The sequence below is a fragment of the Streptomyces sp. NPDC023573 genome (assembly GCF_055559735.1).
Map to the genome: position 1 here is coordinate 365,046 of NZ_JBVHKB010000007.1, position 18,229 is coordinate 383,274.

Below are 18,229 nucleotides of genomic sequence, written 5' to 3' on the forward strand. Positions count from 1 at the left end.
GCGCCCCGCACCCCCTTCCTCCGTACCACCCCGGGGCCGGCCGTCCGCCGGTCCGACGACTCACTGGAGCATGTGTGCCCACTCACTCCGTACCCCGCCCGGAGTACCCGCGACCGCAGTTCGTCCGTCGTGACTGGCTCAACCTGAACGGACTCTGGCAGTTCGAGACCGACCGAGGCGACAGCGGTCTGGAGCGTGGTCTCCTCACCCGTGAGCTGGGCGGGGAGATCCTCGTCCCCTTCCCGCCGGAGTCCGAGCTGTCAGGGATCGGCGACACCGACTTCCTGGAGGCCGTCTGGTACCGACGGGTCCTCTCGCTGCCGGCCGCGTGGGCGGGACGCCGGGTCCTGCTGCACTTCGGGGCCGTCGACCACGACACGACCGTCTGGGCGAACGGCACCGAGGTCGCGCGTCATCGCGGCGGCTTCACCCCGTTCTCCGCCGACCTCGGTGACGTCGCCGGTTCCGGTCAGGACGTGGTCGTGACCGTCCGCGCCCGCGACCCACGCTCGGGCCCGCAGGCCCGTGGGAAGCAAGCGGTCAAGTACGCCAACCACGACTGCAACTACACGCGGGTGACCGGTATCTGGCAGACCGTCTGGCTGGAGCCCGTCCACGACGTGCACCTGAGGCGGCCACGCATCACCCCGGACCTGGCCGGTTCCGCCTTCCACCTGGAACTCCCGCTGTCCGCCAACCTGCCGGGCCACCGGGTGCGGGCCGTCCTGAGCGACGGGGAGGGCGAGGTGTGCCGGGCCGAGGCACGCGCCGACCTCGACCTCGCACCCCGCCTCCACCTGCCGGTCCCGGAGGAGCGGCGGCGCGAGTGGGGTCCTGACGACCCGCACCTGTACGGCCTCCGGCTCGAACTCACCGACGGGCGGGGTGAGGTGCTCGACTCCGTGGAGAGTTACGCCGGGCTGCGCGCCGTCGGCGTACGGGGCAAGGCGGTCACCCTCAACGGACGCCCGCTCTTCCAGCGGCTCGTCCTCGACCAGGGCTGGTATCCGGACGGGCTGATGACCGCGCCGACCGACGAGGCGCTGGTCCGCGACATCGAGCTCGCGATGGAAGCGGGCTTCAACGGGGCGCGGCTCCACCAGAAGGTCTTCGAGGAGCGGTTCCTGTACCACGCGGACCGTCTCGGTTACCTGGTCTGGGGCGAGTTCGGCGACTGGGGCTGTGAGACGGGCGGTTCGTCGGGGAACAACCAGCGGCCCGACGCCTCCTACGTCAGCCAGTGGCTCGAGGCCGTGGAACGCGACTACTCCCACCCCTCGATCGTCGGCTGGTGCCCGCTCAACGAGACGTACCAGAAGCTGCACGACCGCATCACCGGGCTCGACGACGTCACCCGGGCCATGTTCCTCGCCACCAAGGCGCTGGACACCACCCGCCCGGTGATCGACGCGTCCGGCTACGCCCACCGCGTCGCGGAGACCGACGTCTACGACGCCCACAACTACGAGCAGGACCCGGAGACCTTCCGGCAGCTGATGGCCGGCCTGGCCAAGGGCGAGCCGTTCGTCAACGCCTACGAGAACGGGGCCGCCTACTCCCAGCCCTACCGGGGGCAGCCTTACTTCGTCAGCGAGTTCGGCGGCATCTGGTGGAACCCGGAGGCCGCGGCCGAGCTGTCCGGCGAGGACCGCACCGTCTCCTGGGGCTACGGCGAACGGGTGCGCAACGAGGAGGAGTTCCACGAGCGCTTCAGCGGCCTCACCGGCGTGCTGCTGCGGGACCCGGCGATGTTCGGCTACTGCTACACGCAGCTGACCGACGTCTTCCAGGAGGAGAACGGGGTCTACCGCTTCGACCGCTCCGCCAAGCTCGACGTGGAGCGCATCCGGGAGGCCCAGTCACGCCCCGCCGCCATCGAGGAGCAGGACGGCCGCTAGGGTCTTTCGTCTGGATCAGGCTGGATCAGGGAGCGGGGTCCGGTGCCGTGCGTCGCAAGGCGGAGGCAACGGCGGAGCCATGGCGACTGACGACAACGCCGCGAGGTGCGGTGCCAGGGCACGCGAGCCCAGCATGATCCGAACGAGAGGCCCTGGCACCGGCCTTCGCCCTCGCGGACGGGTTCACCGCGAGGGCGAAGTCGGCTCCGCGGCCGTGACCCCGTGTCAGGAGTCCCGGCCTCCGAACTGCCAGTTGTGCACCTCGACGCCCGCGTACCGTACCGGGGTCAGGACGCCGCGTGCCGTGTCCGGGTCCGGTGCCCGGACGAGCGCCGCCGTGCCCAGCCAGGTGTCGCCGTCGTCGGACAGCAGCGGCCCGTAGGCGATCAGCTCGTCCCGGCCGGACGGCACGGCGAGGTCCACGGCCTGCCCTGCGCCGAGCCCGAGCACCAGATACCGGTTGCCGCCGTCCGGCCCGCCGGGGTAGTCCCACATCGTGCGTCCCAGCAGGTTGCTCCAGCGTCGCAGCAGCACGTCCCGGTAGACACCGGCCTGGTAGTTCGGTTCGTCGAAGGCGAACGCGCGGGCAGCGGCGGGACCGGGCAGGTCGACGATGTGCACGCTCCCCGTGGGCGTGTCGCCGTCGTCGGCGAGCGTCGGGCCCCGGGCGATCATCTCCTTGGCGTACCGGTCCATGTACGACCAGTGCTCTTCCAGCAGGTCTTCACGCAGCGCCGAGGAGCCGGGCCGGTCGCGGTGGTAGCAGAGGAACTCCATGCCCCGATGATCTCCCGCGGGAGGTGCCCGGGTCCAGGCTGCGCCACAAGGAGCAGGCCCCGTCATCGGTGCGGCGACGCCGCCGCGGCACACCGCACACTCGAACTATGGTGAAGCACCGGACCACGGACGACGAGGGGGACGCCATCGACACCGCCGAGACGGGCCGGCACCCGCTGGACCCCGCCAGCGTCCTGAACGCGAAGAACACCCTTTTCGAGCTCCTCGGCCGGGCGGGAGTGTTCCGGGGCGAGGCCGAGGAGCTGATCGCGCTCGTGGAAGCCGGCGCGGTCGCGGACGCGCACAGCGAGGCCGGCAAGGCAGCGGGTGCCCCGGCCGGGCACGGGGAGCTGTACGGCACCGGCTGGCACGACGGCGCCCGGGCCGTCGGCGAGGAACTCGCCCGCGTCGCCGAGCGCGCCCTCGAGCGTGCCATCGGTCCGGCTGTGTCCGGCTCGGCGGGCGGCGCCGTACGGGGCCACCACCCCGTGGGGAGGGTGGACGTGGAGCGTGCCAAGGTAGCCGTGACACCGCTCTACCTCGGGTTCAGCACCACCTCGGACCTCGACCCCGAGGTGTCGGACGAGGTCCTCACGGCGGTGCTCGGCACCATGAGCGTGGTGGGGCGGGTCGGGTACGCCGGACAGCTGGAGCGTTTCACCGAGGCCCACCGGCAGCGGCTGGACCGGTTGTACGGGCGGTACGGGCCGGGCAGCCACATCGCCGTCCACGGCCGCTACTCGCTCCTCCACTCCCCCACGAGCATCGCCGTACTCGAACGCCTCACCGGTTCACCGGCGGCGCTCCGGGCGGAATGGGAGCACGCGGAACTCCCGCCGGCGTGGCTCGGAGGACTCGCGACCGCCTGGGACGCGTCAAAGACCCCGCCGGGCTGACGTGCCTCCCGGGCCGGACGCGGGGCACCTGCCGTTCGCAGGTGCCCCGCACCGGTGGTGGAGCCGGGTGGTCAGCTCAGCGGTTCGATGCGGATGTCACGGAACCGGACCTTGTTCCCGTGGTCCTGGAGACGGATCGCTCCGGCCGAGGGACCCTCCGGCGCACCCGCACCGGTCGGTCCGTCGATCGTGACGTCGTCGTGGACCTTCTTGCCGTTCCACACCACCGTGACGCGCGCGTCGGCGGTCTTGCGGCCGCTGTCGTCGAAGCGCGCCGCGCGGAAGGTGATGTCGTACGTCTGCCATGTCTCCGGGGCGGTGGCCGCGTTGACGTCGGGCGCCCTCTTCTCGTAGACGGCACCGGCCTCGTTCGTGTCGAGGGTGGTGTCGCCGTACGAATCGAGGATCTGCAGCTCGTACCGGTCCTGGAGGTAGATCCCGCTGTTGCCCCGGTCCTGGCCCGTCACGTCGTCCGGCAGCAGTGGCACCCGGAACTCCAGGCTCAGCCGGAAGTCCTGGTAGGCGTCCTTGGTGCGGATGTCACCGCAGCACACCTCCATGGACCGCTCGGCGGCCTGCGGCCATTCGACAGTTCTGCCGTCCGTGTGCTGCCACTGCGCCTGGGAGGCGGTGGTGCCGTCGAAGAGGTCGACGGGGGCTCCGTGGGGGCGCACCGTGATCAGGTCGAGGTTGACATGGCCGGTGTCACCTGGGTCGAAGCGGTACGAGAGGGTGTTGGGCCCCGCGTGCAGGCGGACCCGCTCGGTCCGCGTCGACCAGGCGTCCCAGGTGCCGGTGGAGGGGAGTTTCGTCTGTCTCAGCTTCTTCCCGTTGACGTAGAGGGAAAGGGACTTGGTGCCCTGGAAGGGGTTGGGGCCGTTGGAGTAGCGCAGGTTCACGTCGTAGTCGCCGACCTTGGGGGCTGTCACGTCGAAGGTCGTGGCGGCCTGACCCTCGGTGGCGTAGCGGTCGACGAAACCGCTGCCCGAGTAGCCGGTGTGGTCGGTGTGGATGCCCGCCGTGCCGGTGAGCCGCGCCTCCTCGGCCTCGTACAGCGTGGCCGGCGGGGGCTGCTTCCCCGGCATGGCGTTGAGCGTGTACCAGGCCTCCGTGCTCCACAGGGTCTCGCCGGACTCGGAGGCGAAGGGGCGCGGTGAGCGGAGGTGTACGACGCGGTCGGGCTCGAGCCCGTCGAGACGCAGCCGCACGGTGCGGCTGTCCTCGGAGAGGGTCGCCGAACGCACGGCGAGGTCCTCCTCGGCGATCTTCGGGCCGCCGTAGTCGGACGTGGGCGTGTAGCGCCACTGTTCCGCCTGGTAGCGGGACGTCAGCTCCGCCGCGGTGGCCTCGGACAGGGGCTGGGTGTATTCCAGGTCGAAGCCGCCGGGTACGGCACGCATCTCCTTGATGTCGAAGGTGTTGCCCCCGTTCGGTGTGAGTTTCTGCAGACCGAACTTCAGCTTCCCTTCCTGGCCCCAGTTGCCGTCGGCCCCGAGCCCGCCCGCGTAGATGGCGCCGTCGGGCCCCATCGTGATGCGGTTGACACCGGCTTCGAGCCCCTGCGTGTAACGGAACACGGCACCCTGGTACTGGCCCTTCACCTTCTCCAGGTAGCCGCGTTGCAGCCCGCCGTAGGTGACGTCGCCGAACAGCATCTGGCCGGCGAAGCTGCCCTTCGTCAGATACAGCGGTGTGCTGGGAGAGTTGGCGATCTCGTTCTGCGGCAGCCAGAGCACCGGCGCGGTGACGGGCTTGTCGTCGAACGCGCCCGTCGGCTGGGTGTAGTGGTTGAAGAAGCGGTCCTGCTTGATCTGGACGAGCTTCGACGCGGGCAGCCAGCCGCCCTGGTTGTCCATGGTGAAGAGAGTCTTGCCGGGGCCCCAGCCGATGCCGTTCGGGGTCCGCAGCCCGCCCGCGATCGCGTGGATCTTCCCCGTCTTCTTGTTGATCTTGTAGGTCGTGCCGCGGCCCTTCGCCGGCTGCGGGGTGGTGGTCGCGCCGCCGTAGTTGATGGCGACGGACAGGTTCACGTAGAAGTAGCCGTCACGGTAGAGCAGTCCGAACGCGAACTCGTGGAAGTTTCCGCCGTACGGCCAGGTGGCGACCGTGCGGTATTCGTCGGTGACGAAGTCCTTGTCGGTGTCGACGAGTTGCGTCAGCTCGTGCTTCTGCGAGACGTACAGGGAGCCGTCGACGTACTTGATGCCCATCGGCTCGCGCAGTCCCTCGGCGACCTTCTTCACCGTCACCTTGTCGCGGCTGGTGTCACCGGTGACGTGGTCGAGGAGGTACACCTCGCCGGTCACGTTCTCGGAGCCGCCCCAGGTGGAGAGTGCCAGGCGGCCGTCGGGCAGCCAGTCCATCCCGGTGACCTGCGGTTCGAAGCCGTCCGGACGCAGATCGGTCAGGTCGAGATCGGGGCGCACCTGGGTGAGCGGCAGTCCGTCACCGGGGCTGTCCGCACCCGATTCGCACTCCTTGCGGCCCGGTGCGGTGACCCGGACGACTCCGGCGTCGGTGCTCAGGGACTCGCTCGGAACGGCGCCGAAGTCGTCCGCGCCCGGCGGCTTCCAGGCGAGGGTCAGCTGCTGCCCGCCCCCGCGCTCGAAGTAGTCGACACGGAACGGGTGCGACCCGGCGGTGAGCTGGGCGGCTCCGTCCTTGGGCTCGGCGCCGTGCAGGCCGTCGTGGTCGATGACCTCCCGGTCGTCGATGGTCAGCCGGGAGCCGTCGTCGCTGGTGAGCCGGAAGGAGTACGTCCCGTCGGCCGGGACGACCAGATAGCCGGACGCCTCCGCCACGAAGTTGTCGGCGAAGCCGCCGAAGTCGTCCGTCGTGGACCAGTCCACGGTGGGCATCAGTTTGTCGTGGTTGGGCGTCTGGCCCGGCTTGAGCGCGCACAGCTTGCTGAGCGGCACCTGGGTGTCGAAGACGCGCAGGGTGACACCGGGTTCCTGGGGCGGGATGTCGTCGGGCGCGGCGGTGGCCGGGTGGCCGGCCCAGACACCTCCCGCGAGGAAGGCGCCGACGAGCAGGGTGGTGAGCCGTCTTCGGGCACGTGACAACAGCCGTGGATGCATCGGTCCTCCAGCAGGGGGTGGCACTCCGGTCGGGCTGTACTGATCCGCGCGATTAGGACTACGCCTACGGTGGCGCCGCCACGCTAGGGGACTTCTGCCGGGGAAGTCCATACTTTGTCATCTACGAGTTCAAAGTCCGGCCCCCGCCCCCCTGGCCCCCACCATCGCTTGCTGACGCAACGTCAGAAAGGCCGCACAGGCGGTGTCATGATGCTCCGGCCTGCGTACGCGGCAGCCTCGTGGCCCCTGCCGCGGCGAGCAGGCAGAAGCCGAGCACCCACCAGAAGGTGTCGGCGAACGCCGAGGAGATGTCCGGGCCACGGGCGGAGAGCCGGCTCTGCAGGACCACGGCGAGAGCGGCGGTGCCCACCGAACCACCCACGGTGTTCAGCAGGTTGAGCGCGCCGGACGCGCGGGGCAGCTGCTCCGGCTCGATCCGGCTGTAGACGATGTTCATGACCGGCGCTCCGACCATCGCCATCCCGAGGCCGCGTACGGCGAGCGCGGTGGCGATCACGGCGTCCGGGATGCCGTGGCCGAGCTGGGTGAACGGAACGGTGCCCACGAGGATCAGTACGATGCCGGTCACCACCAGGGTCCGCGGCGCGACCTTGTCGATGGTGCGGTTGACCAGGACCGAACCTGCGGCCGCTCCCAGCCCCTGGGGGGCCAGGAGCAGCCCGGCCTCCCATGCCGTGAGGCCGCGGCCCGTCTGGAAGTAGAGCGGCAGCAGGAACATCGTGCCGAAGACCGAAGCCCCCAGCACCACCAACGCGAGGGCGGCCGCGCCGAAGGGCGGCCGGGCGAAGAGCCGGGGATCGACCAGTGGTGTGGCGCGGGTGCGCAGCCCGTGCAGGGTGAAACCGGCCAGCAACGCGAGGCCGGCGGTCACTCCGACCGTGGCCGGGAGTGTGTGGCCGTTGGCCACCTCGGTGAGCCCGTACACCAGCACGGCCAGGCCGGGCGAGAGCAGCGCGGCGCCTCGCAGGTCGAACGGCGTCCGCAGCGGCGACGGCGGCACCGTGGGCACGTGACGGCGGGCGAGCAGCACGGCGACCACCCCGATCGGCAGATTGACCAGGAACAGCCACGGCCAGGGCGCCACACCGAGGATGGAGCCGCCGGCGAGCGGGCCGAAGACCGGTGAGAGCAGCGGGACGACCGCGACGACGCTGATCACCCGGCCGGTGCGGTTCGGCCCCGCGACGCGGGCCAGCAGCGCCTGTCCGGTCGCGGGCAGCAGCCCGCCGCCCAGGCCCTGGATCACCCGGAAGACGATCAGGCTGGTCGCCGACCAGGCCAGCGCGCACAGGAGCGAGCCGAGCAGGAAGACGCCCACGGCTGCGAGCCAGGTCCGCTTGCCCCCGAAGCGGCCGGCCAGCCATCCGGAGGCGGGCACGGCGGCCACCACCGCGAGGAGGTAGGCCGTGCTGACCCACTGGATCTCCGAGACCGACGCGCCGAACTCCTCGGTCAGGGCGTCGATTCCGACGCTGACGATCGTGGCGTCCAGTGTGGCCATGAAGGTGCCGAGCACGAGGATGAACGCGACCCGCAGCAGTTGCCGGTCCACCCGCTCGGCGGGAGGGGCGACGTCCTTGCTCATCGGTCCTCCAGGAGGTCGAGCACGTCGGCTTCGAGGTGCTTCTCCAGGTTGCGGAGCAGGTCGAGCAGTTCCTCCGCGAGCCCGTCGACGTCCACCCCCGACCGGTGGGCGAGCACGCCGGTCCAGCCGTCGCCGTCCGGCATGACCGTCAGGGTCGCCGGGTGGTGCGTGGCCTCGCGGAAGCGGGTCCCGACGACCGTGAGCCCCGGGGCGGGTTCGCGGAGGCGTTCCGGGTCGACGGGGTAGTTCTCGAACACCACCATGCTGTCGAACAGCCGGTTCCGTCCGGTCAGCCGTTCCAGGTCGGAGAGGGCGACGTGCTGGTGATCCACCAGGGCCCGCTGCCGGGCCTGGAGGTCGGACAGCGTGTCGGCGAGTGTTCCGGCGAGCCGTGCCCGTACGGGGACGGTGTTGGCCAGCAGCCCGATGATCTCCTCGACACCGTCCAGCTCCGGGGGACGGCAGGCGACCATGGCCCCGAAGCAGACGTCCGTCCGGCCGGAGCGCCTGGCGAGCAGCACCGACCACGCGCCCTGGACCAGCGTGTTGCGCGTCAGACCGCGCCCTGCGGCGAGGCGGCTGAGATCCGCCACCAGGGCGGCGTCGAAGTCGAGGACCTCGGGTGCCTGCCATGCCGGGCCCGGCACGCCCCCGCCCAGGTGGTCGCCCTCGGGCAGGCCGTCGAGCTCTGCCCTCCAGGCTCCGAGGTCGGGCTCGTGGTCGGCGCACCAGCTCAGGTAGTCGGCGAACGGCACGGGGGCGGGCAGCTCCGGGGCCACGCCTCGGACGCGTGCCGTGTAGAGGGCGAACAGTTCGGTGAGGATGCGGGGTGCCGACCAGCCGTCGGAGAGGACGTGATGGGTGGTCAGGACCAGGTCGGAGCGCCCGGGGCCGCGCCTGATCACCGTCAGCCGCACCAGCGGGCCCGCCGTGAGGTCGAAGGGCTCGGCCAGGTCCGCGGCCAGTACCTCCTCGGCCGGCTCGTCGGTCACCCGGAAGTCCGGCCTGGGTGACAGGGGGATCACCGCCAGGGCGGCGGGGAACACGGCGCCCAGGTTCGGGTGGCGGGCCAGCAGTTCGTCACCCGCGGCGCGCAGGGCGTCGGTGTCGAGCGGGCCGGCGAGGGAGAACGCCGACTGCACGGTGTACGGGTCGGGGCGCTCGGTGCGCGAGTGCCGCAGCATCACCTCCTGCAAGGGGGTGAGCGGCTGTATGCCGGCGACCGTACGGCCGGGGCCGAGCGCACTGATCTCCGGCGCGGCAGCGGTGCTCAGGAGCGCGCTCCGCAGGTGTTCTCCCAGGTCCTCGATCTCGGCGGCGGTGAACAGCGCGGACGGCCAGGTGATCCGTACCCCGAGCGCGTCGTCGCGTACGAGGGCGTTGACCATCAGGCTGTGCGGAAGGGGCATGGCGTCGGAGCCGCCCGAGCCGAGCGGATCGGCGTCCGGGGGTGCCTGCCACGGCGTCTCGTCCGCCGGGGCGCCGGGGTACCGGCCGAGGTAGTTCCAGGCGACCTCCGGTTGCACGGGGTCCAGCAGGCCCGCCGCGGTGAGAACGCCGTGGCCGAGGCCGTCGCCCTGCGCGCGCAGCCGCTCCCTGACGGCCTTGATGTCGTCGTCCGCGTCGAGCAGCACGGGGTGGACGGCGGTGAACCAGCCGACGGTCTGCGACAGGTCGGCCTCACGGGGGCGGCCGTGGCTCTCCAGCGCGACCAGGAGCCTGGGCGTCCCGCGCCAGTCCCGTACCGCCCGGGCGAGTGCCGTCAGCAGCACGGCGTCCGGGGTGGTGCGGTAGGCGGCGGGCAGGGTCGTGACCAGGGCACGCGTCGCTTCGGTGTCGAGCCGGATCTCGTGGTGCGTCGCAGTGGCCACGGTGTCCCGGGCGGGGTCGAGGGGTCGGGTGAGTGCCTGGGTGGCGCTCATCCGCCGCCAGTGCGGCAGTTCGGCGCGCCGGTCGGCGTCGTGCAGTGAACGCGCCCAGCCGAGGAAGGACTCGCCGTGCCGGGCCGGTGTTCCACCGGAGTAGGCGTGTTCCACGTCGTCCAGCAGGACGCGCCAGGACACAGCGTCGACGACCAGGTGGTGGGCGATCAGTACGAGCCGGCCGGGCCTGGCCGGCCCGGCGTCCACCCATACCGCGCGCAGCAGCGGACCGGTGCGCGGGTCCATCGCGCTCCGGGCCGCCTCGGTCCCGGAGTCGGAGGCGGCCCGCAGGTCGTGCCCCGCCGTCACCCGGGTCAGCACGTCGGCTCCGGTGACCGTGCCGGCGGGCGGGATGCGCAGGACGTCCCCCGCCAGACGGGCGCGGAGCACGTCGTGCCGGGCCAGGAGCGTGTCGAGTACGCCCTGCCAGGCCGTCTCGTCGCCGCCGGGCGGGACGCAGATCTCCACCCACTGGCAGAAGCCGTCCGCGGCGGCCCCCGCACGGCGCAGCAGGTCCCACATGACCGGGGTCAGCGGGGCGTCGCCGACCGCGGGTGCGTCGCCGGCGCCGAGATCGCGGGCCCGCGCCGCGATGCCGGCGACGGTCTCCCCCTCGAACACGTCGCGCGCGGTGAGTCCGAGGCCTTGGCGCCGGGCGCGGGAGACCACTTGCAGGGCGACGATGCTGTCTCCGCCGACGGCGAAGAAGTCGTCGTCGAGGCCGATCTCGTCGGTGCCCAGGACGTCCCGGAACACGTCGAGGAGCAGGGCCTCGGCCTCGGTGGCGGGTTCACGCCGGGCGGCGGCACTGATCTCCGGAGCGGGCAGCGCCGAGGTGTCGAGCTTGCCGCTGGGGCTCAGCGGCAGCCGGCTGATCGGCACGAGCGCCGTGGGCACCATGTGGTCGGGCAGTTCCCCGGCCAGGTACTCGCGCAGCCGCGCGGTGTCGAGGTCGGCGTCGTCGGTGGGGATGACGTAGCCGACGAGCCTGCCCTCCCGCACGGTCACGGCACAGGCGCGGACATCGGGATGACCGGTGAGGGTGGTCTCGATCTCGCCCAGTTCGACGCGGAAGCCGCGGATCTTGACCTGGTGGTCGGTGCGGCCGAGGAAGACCAGCTGGCCGTCCGGCCGCCACCGCACCAGGTCGCCGGTGCGGTAGATCCGCTCCCCCGGCGGGCCGAACGGGGAGGCCACGAACGTCGCGGCGGTCAGGCCGGGACGCCCGAGGTAGCCGCGCGCCAGGCTCGGCCCGCCGAGGTAGAGCTCGCCCGTCACGCCGACGCCGACCGGCTGGAGCCCGCCGTCGAGGACGTAGGCGCGGACGTCGGGGTCCGGGCGTCCGATCGGCAGCGGTCCGGTGTCCTGCGGGTCGTACCGCCACGTCGTGGAGTTGATCGTGACCTCGGTCGGCCCGTAGGCGTTGAAGAGGGCCCTGCGGCCCTCGCCCCAGCGCCGCGCGAGCTCGGGATCGAGGCGTTCGGCGCCGACGACGAAGAACACGTCGGGGTCGACGGTGCGGTCGTCGGGCATCGCGGCGAGGAAGGACGGGAGGAGGTTCACTCCCGTCACCCGGTGCTCGACGATGTAGTCGAGGAGTTCGTCGCCGGGGACGCGCACCTCCTCGGGTGCGATCACGGACGTGCCGCCCGAGAGCAGGGGCACCATGGTCTGCCAGAACGCGACGTCGAAGCTGGTCGACGCGAAGTGGAGGTACCGGTCGTGCTCGGTGACGCCGACGACCTCCTCCTGGAGCGCGATCAGGTCGGGCACGCCCCGGTGGGTCACACCTACGCCCTTGGGGCGCCCGGTGGTGCCGGAGGTGTAGATGACGTAGGCGAGCGCGTCGTCGGTGAGCGTGGCGCGTGCCTCGGCGGGGTCGGTCTCCGGCGCCGTCGCGAGCGTGGCCGGGTCGTCGAGCCGCAGGACCGGGATCTCGCGGGCGACGGGCAGTTCGGCGCCGGTCGTCACGACGGCGGCCGGTGAGATGTCGTCGAACATGTAGGCCAGCCGCTCGCGCGGGTAGCTCGCGTCCATCGGTACGTACACGGCGCCGGCCTTGGCCACGCCGAACAGTGCCACGGTCATCTCGATGTCGCGTCCGAGCAGGACAGCCACCGGGTCCTGCGGCCGTACGCCGCTCGCGATCAGGGCGTGGGCGAGCCTGTTGGCCCGCGCGTCCAGTCCGGCGTAGCTGAGGCTCCGGTCGCGGCAGACCAGTGCCTCGGCGTCGGGCTTGCGGTCCACCCAGGCGGCGAACTCGTCCAGCCAGTGGCCGCGGGCCCTTGCGGCGGTGACCTCTGTCCCGGTGCGGAGCATCCGCTCCCGCTCGTCGCTGTCGAGCGCGGGCAGCCGGATCGCGGGCCGTGCCGGGTCGTCGACGATCTCCCGCAGGAGGTTGCGCAGCCAGCGGCCGTAGTCGCGTACGGCCGACGCCTCGAAGGCGCGTGGCTGGTAGCCGAGGCCGATGGTGATCTCGTCGTCGGGGATCACGATGACGGTCAGCGCGTAGTGCGTGGCGTCGGTGATGTCCACCCCGGCCAGGTCGAGGCCGGGGGAGAGGGGGGTGCGCTTCCTGCTGGACAGCGGGAAGTTCTCCATCACGAGCATCGTGTCGAACAGTTCGCCGATGCCCGTGGCCCGCTGGATCTCGGGGAGACCGACATGGTGGTGCTCGGCCAGGGCGACGCTCTCGGTGTGCACCTGGGCCATGAGCTGACGCGCCGTCGTGTCCCGGCTGTGCCGGACGCGTACGGGGATCGTGGTGCCGAGCTGGCCGATCATCGACTCGACCCCGTCGACCTCGGCGGGCCGTCCGGAGACCGGGCACCCGAACACGACGTCGAGCCGTCCGGTGAGCCTGCCCAGCAGCAGTCCCCACGCCGTCTGGAGGACCGTGGTCAGGGTGACGCCCTCGTCGCGGGCGAAGGCGCGCAGCCGCTCGCTGAACTCGCGGCCCAGCCCGACGGTCTCGCGGCCCGGCCGCTCGACGGCGGTCCCGGTGCGCGCGGGTGCCAGCCTGGTCGCGTCGTCGACGCCGGCCAGGGCGTCCCGCCATGCGGCGAGCGACGCGTCCCGGTCCCGGCCCGCCAGCCACCGGAAGTACTCCGACAGCGGCTGGCCGGCGGGAGCGGCGGGCCCGCCGCCGAGCTCGGCGTAGATGGCGAGGAGGCTCCGGCCGACGAGCGGCATCGACCAGCCGTCGAGCAGGGAATGGTGGTTGGTGATCACCAGCTTGTGCTCGGCGGGCCCGACACGGGACAGCAGGAAGCGGATCAGCGGGGGCCTGCTCGGGTCGAACGGGCGTTCCAGATCGGCGCGCGCGGCCTCGGGGAAGCGGTCGTCCTGCCGCCAGTCCAGGGTGACGTCGGCGGGGATCACCTGCACCACGTCGTCGCCGGCCGTGCCCAGGTACACACGCAGTGCGGGGTGCCGTCGCAGCAGTTCGCGCGCGGCCTCGGCCATCCGGTCCGGGATCAGGTCGCCGGCCAGGGTGGTCACGGCCTGGACGACGTAGACGTCGGTGTCGTCCTCGTCGCGGACCAGGGTGTGGAAGGACAGCCCTACCTGGAGCGGTGTGGCGGGCAGTACGTCGGCGATGCGGCCGCCGCGTTCGAGGGCGTCGATGGCCGCCTGGTCGAGGTCGACCAGGGGGAGGTCGGACGGGGTGAGTCCGCCCCGGGTGTGGAGCGCGTGCTCGGTCAGTGTGTCCAGGGCCGTGGTCCAGGCCGCCTGCAGGGCCGTCACGACGTCGGTGCCGAGCACCTCGGTCGCCGCGGTCCACTCGACGGCGAGCCGGGGCGCGTCCGATTCGTGGACGAAGCAGTTGAGGGCCAGGACCTGTTCCAGGGCCTTGGCGGCGGGCTCGGTCACCGAGAAGGCGTCGTGTTCCGGCAGACGCCATCCGCTCGCGGACAGCGGGGCGAACCGGCCCAGGTAGTTCAGCAGTACGTCCGGGGGCGGGGTGGCCGAGAGCTCGGGACCGGCCACCGGGTCGAGGTGGCGCAGGACGCCGTATCCGATGCCGGCGTCGGGGACGCGGCGCCTGGCCTCCTTGGCGGCCCGCAGGGCACGGCCGGCGTCGTCGGAGGAGGGAACGCGCACCGGGTACTCGCTGGTGAACCAGCCGACCGTGCGGGAGAGGTCGAGGTGTTCGCGGCCGTGGCCCTCCATGGAGACCGTGATGTCGTCGCCGGGCAGGCCCCAGCTCCGCAGGGCGAGGACGAGCGCCGCCAGCAGCACCTCGTCCACTCCGGCACGGTAGGCCGCGGGCAGCGTCGTCAGCAGTGCCTCGGTGGCCTCCGGCGAGGCCACGGTGACCGAGCGGTGGGCGGTCGACACCGTGTCACGCGCCGGGTCCAGCGGCCGGGTGCCCAGCCGGGACGAGGACGCGAGCGCGCGCCGCCAGTGGTCGAGTTCGCCCCGTCGCGCGCCGGTCGCCCCCTGCTCGGCGAGGAGCAGGGAGTGCCGCCGCCACGACGCGCCGACCGGGTCGAGGGCTCCGCCCGTGCACGCCGTGTGCAGGTCGGGCAGGAGCACGCGCCAGGACACGCCGTCCATGGCGAGGTGGTGCACGACGACGACGAGGCGGTCCGCGTCGCCGTCGCCGGTGCGGAGCAGGGCCGCGCGCAGGAGATCGCCCGTCCTGGGGTCGAGTTCGCCCGCCAGTCGGCGGGCCAGGGCGGCCGTGTCCTCGCCGCGCGCCTCGTCCACGACGGCCCGTACGGTGCCCCGGGGCAGCACCTCCAGGCCGTCGGCCACCCGCAGCCGCAGGGCGTCGTGGTGGTCGAGCACGGTCTGCACGCCGGTGACCAGGGCACCGCGGTCCAGTTCGTCGACGCTCAGGGCGGTCCACTGGGCGTAACCTGCGACGACGTCCACATCGGGATGCGGGTCGAGCAGGCCCCGTACGATCGGCGGCGCGGGCACGGCTCCGGCCGGGTCGTCCACGGGCTCGGGGACGTCCTGCAGCAGCTCGGCGGAGGCGGCCAGGGCCGCGAAGCTGCGGCGCGCCAGCAGGTCGCGCGGCCGCAGCCCGAGGCCCACGGCCCGCAGCCTGCTGCTGACGGTGATCGCGGTGATGCTGTCGCCGCCGAGGGCGAAGAAGTCGTCGTCCACACCGACCCGTTCGACGTCGAGCGCGTCGGCGAGCACGGCGCAGAGCAGCCGCTCCTGCTCGGTGCCCGGTTCCCGTCCGCCGCCTGCGGCGGCGGGCGCGGGCAGGGCGGCGCGGTCGAGCTTGCCGTTGGGCGTGACGGGCAGCCCGGCGAGGACCACCACGGCCGCGGGCACCATGTGGTCGGGCAGCCGCTCGGCGAGGTGCGCACGCACCTCGTCCCCGGTGACCGAGGCCGAGACGACGTAACCGACCAGCCGGGACGAGAGCACCCTGGCGGCGGCAGCCGTGACCCCGGGCACCGCCGCGAGGGCCGCTTCGACCTCGCCGGTCTCCACCCGGTGTCCGCGGATCTTGACCTGCCCGTCGCCCCTGCCCGCGTAGGCGAGCCCCCGGCCGGGCACCCATCGGGCCAGGTCGCCGGTGCGGTACATCCGCTCCCCCGGCGCGCCGTACGGGTCGGCGACGAAGCGGTCGGCGGTGGCCCCCGGCCGGCCGAGGTAGCCGCGGGCCAGGTGCGGTCCCGCCAGGTACAGCTCGCCCGTCGTGCCGTAGGGGACGGGTTGCAGCGCACTGTCCAGCACATAGGTCCGGGTGCCGGCGAGCGGGTGGCCGATCGTCGGCTCCCCGTCGTCGATCCGGGCGGTGGTGCTGTCGACGGTGGCCTCGGTCGGGCCGTAGATGTTGCGGGCATTGGTCCCCGATCCGGCGATCTTCCGCCAGAGCGCGGGCGGGGTGGCTTCCCCGCCGAGGACCAGCAGCGTCGGACGCAGCTCCAGCAGACCGCCCTCGATCAGCGGCGCGGCCATCGACGGCGTGGTGTCGACGATGTCGATGCCGTCACGGACGTAGGCGGCGAGCAGGGCGTCGGCGTCGCGGATCGTCTCGGCGTCGTAGACGTGCAGTTCGTGGCCGCACAGCAGCCACACCAGGTGGTCGAAGGCGGAGTCGAAGGCGAACGAGTAGGTGTGGGCGGCGCGCAGCCGCCTGCCCGCGGCCTGCTCGGCCTCCGCGACGACGGTGGACCGCTGGTGGTGCAGCAGCGCGGCCAGACCGCCGACGCGGCCGAGCACGCCCTTGGGCCGTCCGGTGGACCCGGAGGTGTGGATCACGTAGGCGAGGTGCTCGGGGTGGCGTGGCGCGGCCAGTTCACCGGCCGCCAGGGGCGCGCCCGACAGGCCGGCGGCCTCGGCGAGCAGGGTGTCCCACGCAAGCCCCTCGGTCGCGCCGGAGGTCACCACGAGTGCGGGGCGGGTGTCGTCGATCAGATCCCGCAGTCGCTCGGGCGGGTACGCGGCGTCCAGGGGCAGGAACGCGGCGCCGGCGTCCAGCACGGCCAGCAGCGCGACGACCGAGTCGGCGGAGCGTGGCAGCGCGAGCGCCACGACGTCGTCGGCCCCGATCCCGCGGGCCCGCAGCGCGCGGGCCAGCCGGTGCACCCGGTCCGCGAGGTCCGCCGCGGTCAGCCGCTCCTCACCGCAGACGAGGGCCGTGCGCCCGGGACCGGCGGCGGCCATCGCGTCGAACGCGGTGGGTACGTCCAGGGGGGTGCCGGGCAGCGGGGGCGGGCACCAGGACTCCATCAGTCCGTCCACGTCGCCTGTCATGGCGATCCGCCCCACGGACCTGCCGTCGACGAGCGCGGTCAGCAGGGCGCGCAGTCCGGCCAGCAGGCTGTCCACGGCTGCCTGGTCGTTGGTCCGCGCGTCGACCTCGAAGCCGAGGAGCAGCCCGCCGTCCCCGGTCGGCAGGACGCTCAGGCCCATGTCCTCCGGCGGGCCTCCCGCGACGTTGCGCATCACACCGCCGGCCCCGGCGAAGTCGATCGCCAGGTCGAACGCCTTGAGGTTGATCCCGCGGCCGTGCAGCAGGGCGCCGGCTCCGGGCACTCCGAGGTCCTGCGGAAGGTCCTCGCCCCGGTACCGCTGGTGGTCGCGCATCTCGCGCATCGCGGAGGCCACCCGCCGGCTCAGGTCGCCGAGTCGGTCGCCGCCGCGCACGGTGACGCGCAGCGGCAGCACGTTGACGGCCATGGCGGGCGTACGCAGTTCGACGGAGCCGGCCCGGCACATCAGGGGCAGCGCGAACACGACGTCCGTGCGGGCCAGCATGCGGTGCAGGAAGGCGGCGTATCCGGCGATCAGCGCCTCGCCCCAGGTGACGCCCTCGGCGTCGGCGAACGCGCGCAGCCGGGCCGTCTCCTCGGGGGTGAGGACGGCACGGGCGGTGAGGGTACGGCCGGATGCGCCGCCGGTGGCGTCGGGACCGTCGGGGGAGCCGAGTTCGGGCAGCGGGGTGAACCGCTCGACCCAGTACGCCCGGTCCTCGGCGAACCGGTCGCTCTCCCGGTAGGCCTGGTCGGCGGCGACGAGGGCGGCGAAGCTGCCGAAGGTGCACCTGGCAGGTTCGCTCCCCCGCACCAGGGCGGTGTAGCGGGCGCCGGTGCGGCGGGCGAGCATCGCGGCGGTGTAGCCGTCGAAGACCAGGTGGTGGCCGAGCTGGGTGTACCAGACCTCCCGGTCCGTGAGCCGGATGACGGTACGTGAGTAGAGCGGCCGGTCCACCATTTCGCGGCACCGCTCGGCCGTCCGCGCCCGCTCGGCGTCGACCAGTGCCTGGGCGGCGGCCACGGGATCGGCCGCTCCCCTGACGTCGATCACCTCGGGGGGTTCGACCGGCTCCCCGCTGACCGCCTGGCGGGGCCCCTGGGGGGTGTCGTACACCCGCAGCCGCAGCGTCTCGGCCTCTTCGGTGGTCGCCCGGACCGCCTCGGCCAGCGCCTGGACGTCGACCGGCTCGCCGCCGGATATCTCCACGACGTCACCGACCACGTAGTACGGCGAGTCCGGCTCCAGACGCTGCGCGTTCCAGATGCCCAACTGGGCCCGGGTCAGGGGGAGGAGGCCGCCGGAGGAGACGCTTGCGGTGCTCAAC

Annotated in this window: 6 protein-coding genes; 2 read left to right on the forward strand and 4 right to left on the reverse strand. The window is 72.7% G+C overall.

Annotation, left to right across the window (positions count from 1 at the left end; all coding sequences use genetic code 11):
- Nucleotides 1–74 precede the first annotated feature (74 nt).
- Nucleotides 75–1,898 (forward strand): glycoside hydrolase family 2 protein, encoded by a 1,824-nt coding sequence (locus ACZ32T_RS24025; protein WP_467265552.1) that lies wholly within the window; start codon nucleotides 75–77, stop codon nucleotides 1,896–1,898.
- Between the two features lie 225 nt (nucleotides 1,899–2,123).
- On the opposite strand, the gene ACZ32T_RS24030 is transcribed toward ACZ32T_RS24025, so the two are convergent.
- A complete protein-coding gene (locus ACZ32T_RS24030; protein WP_467368900.1) occupies nucleotides 2,124–2,675 on the reverse strand; it encodes a YciI family protein in 552 nt (183 codons plus the stop codon).
- 107 nt (nucleotides 2,676–2,782) lie between these two features.
- On the opposite strand from ACZ32T_RS24030, the gene ACZ32T_RS24035 reads away from it, so the two are divergent.
- Nucleotides 2,783–3,571, forward strand: coding sequence for a hypothetical protein (locus ACZ32T_RS24035; RefSeq protein WP_467368902.1), 789 nt, complete (start codon nucleotides 2,783–2,785; stop codon nucleotides 3,569–3,571).
- Between the two features lie 71 nt (nucleotides 3,572–3,642).
- Here ACZ32T_RS24035 and ACZ32T_RS24040 read toward each other — a convergent pair whose 3' ends face one another.
- The 3 genes from ACZ32T_RS24040 to ACZ32T_RS24050 all read right to left on the reverse strand — a co-directional run bounded on the left by ACZ32T_RS24040 (nucleotide 3,643) and on the right by ACZ32T_RS24050 (nucleotide 18,228).
- Nucleotides 3,643–6,651 (reverse strand): 3-keto-alpha-glucoside-1,2-lyase-like domain-containing protein, encoded by a 3,009-nt coding sequence (locus ACZ32T_RS24040; RefSeq protein WP_467368904.1) that lies wholly within the window; start codon nucleotides 6,649–6,651, stop codon nucleotides 3,643–3,645.
- A gap of 205 nt (nucleotides 6,652–6,856) precedes the next feature.
- Entirely contained in the window at nucleotides 6,857–8,257 is a 1,401-nt protein-coding gene (locus ACZ32T_RS24045) for an MDR family MFS transporter (protein ID WP_467368906.1), read from the reverse strand.
- Nucleotides 8,254–18,228 carry an amino acid adenylation domain-containing protein gene (locus ACZ32T_RS24050; RefSeq protein WP_467368908.1) on the reverse strand — a complete coding sequence of 3,325 codons (9,975 nt, stop codon included), beginning with the start codon at nucleotides 18,226–18,228 and terminating at the stop codon, nucleotides 8,254–8,256. Before ACZ32T_RS24050 ends, ACZ32T_RS24045 begins: the two co-directional genes overlap by 4 nt.
- Nucleotide 18,229 lies beyond the last annotated feature (1 nt).

Coding starts and splice junctions, on each gene's coding strand:
- ACZ32T_RS24030 (WP_467368900.1), bottom strand. CDS start 2,675: ATGGAGTTCCTCTGCTACCACCGCGACCGGCCCGGCTCCTCGGCGCTG.
- ACZ32T_RS24035 (WP_467368902.1), top strand. CDS start 2,783: ATGGTGAAGCACCGGACCACGGACGACGAGGGGGACGCCATCGACACC.
- ACZ32T_RS24040 (WP_467368904.1), bottom strand. CDS start 6,651: ATGCATCCACGGCTGTTGTCACGTGCCCGAAGACGGCTCACCACCCTG.
- ACZ32T_RS24045 (WP_467368906.1), bottom strand. CDS start 8,257: ATGAGCAAGGACGTCGCCCCTCCCGCCGAGCGGGTGGACCGGCAACTG.